Origin of the sequence: Streptomyces sp. NPDC002785 (assembly GCF_040295565.1) — a bacterium.
In the GTDB taxonomy this organism is placed as follows: Bacteria; Actinomycetota; Actinomycetes; order Streptomycetales; family Streptomycetaceae; genus Streptomyces.
In genome coordinates this window covers 1-1,315 of record NZ_JBEOVN010000436.1, presented here as the reverse complement: position 1 = coordinate 1,315, position 1,315 = coordinate 1, and the positions used below count along the sequence as shown (strand labels likewise).

Below are 1,315 nucleotides of genomic sequence, written 5' to 3'. Positions count from 1 at the left end.
GGCCGGCGATTTCGCCTGGGGCGCTGGCGCTGGTGTCGGTCCTGCAGTATGCCGAGGGGCTCACCGACCGGCAGGCCGCCGACCAGGTGCGGGCCCGTATGGACTGGAAGTTTCTGCTTGGCTTGGAGCTGGAGGATCCCGGGTTCGACTTCACGGTGCTCGGCGACTTCCGCGCCCGGCTGATCAAGCACGGCCTGGAGGAGAAGGTGCTGGACCTGGTCCTGGCCAGGTGCTCCGCCCTGGGGCTGCTGCGCGCGGGCGGCCGGCAGCGCACCGATTCCACCCATGTCCTGGCGGCGGTGCGGACGTTGAACCGGATGGAGTTCGTCGGCGAGACCCTCCGCGCGGCGTTGGAGGCCCTGGCGGCAGCCGCTCCCGCGTGGCTGTCCGCGCTGATCACCGCCGACTGGGCCAAGCGGTACGGCGCCCGGATCGACTCCTACCGCTTCCCCAAGGGTGACAACGTGCGCAAGGAGTGGGCCGAGCAGGTCGGCCGGGACGGCTTCACGGTCCTGGATGCCGCCTTCGCGCCCGAGGCGCCGGCGTGGCTGCGGCAGATCCCTGCCGTCGAGGTCCTGTGCCGGGCCTGGAGTGAGCAGTACCACCGCGACGGTGAGGGGGTGCGCTGGCGGGAGGGCAAGAACCTCCCGCCGGGCAGAGACCGCCTGTCCTCGCCCTACGACACCGCCGCGCGCTATAGCACCAAGCGCGGCTCGGGCTGGTGCGGCTACAAGACCCACCTCAGCGAGACCTGCGAACCCGACGCCCCGCACCTGATCACCCACGTGGCCACCACCGACGCCACGGTCACCGATACCGAGATGACCGAAGGGATCCATCAGGGCCTGGCCGCACGGGAGTTGCTGCCCGGCGAACACGCCGTGGACGCCGGATACGTCACCGCCGCCCACATCGTCACCGCCCGCGACGAGCACGGCGTCGACCTGCTGGGACCGGTCGGCCTCGACACCTGCCATGAGCGGTCGGGCAAGGAGCACTTCGCGCAGAGCGCCTTCACCGTCGACTGGGAGCGCCGACAAGTCACCTGCCCCCAGGGCGCGACCAGCATCAGCTGGTCCAACCAGCGCAAAGCCAGCGGAACCCCACTGGCCCGTATCCACTTCGCCATCACCGACTGTGCAGCCTGTCCACTGCGGGCCAAGTGCACCACGGCCACCAACGGCAAGTGGGGGCGCAGCCTGACCCTCCTGCCCCGAGCGCAGCAAGAAGTTCTGGCTCAGCGCCGCGAGGAACAGCGGACCAAGGAGTGGAAGAAGCGCTACGACATCCGCGCAGGCGTCGAAGGCACCATCTC

The 1,315-nt window shown here is 70.1% G+C and carries 1 protein-coding gene; it reads left to right on the top strand.

Annotated features, from left to right (window positions below):
• Positions 1–1,315, top strand: a 1,315-nt coding sequence (locus ABTZ94_RS37590; RefSeq protein ID WP_351207967.1) for an IS1182 family transposase, incomplete at both ends; no start/stop codon positions are given.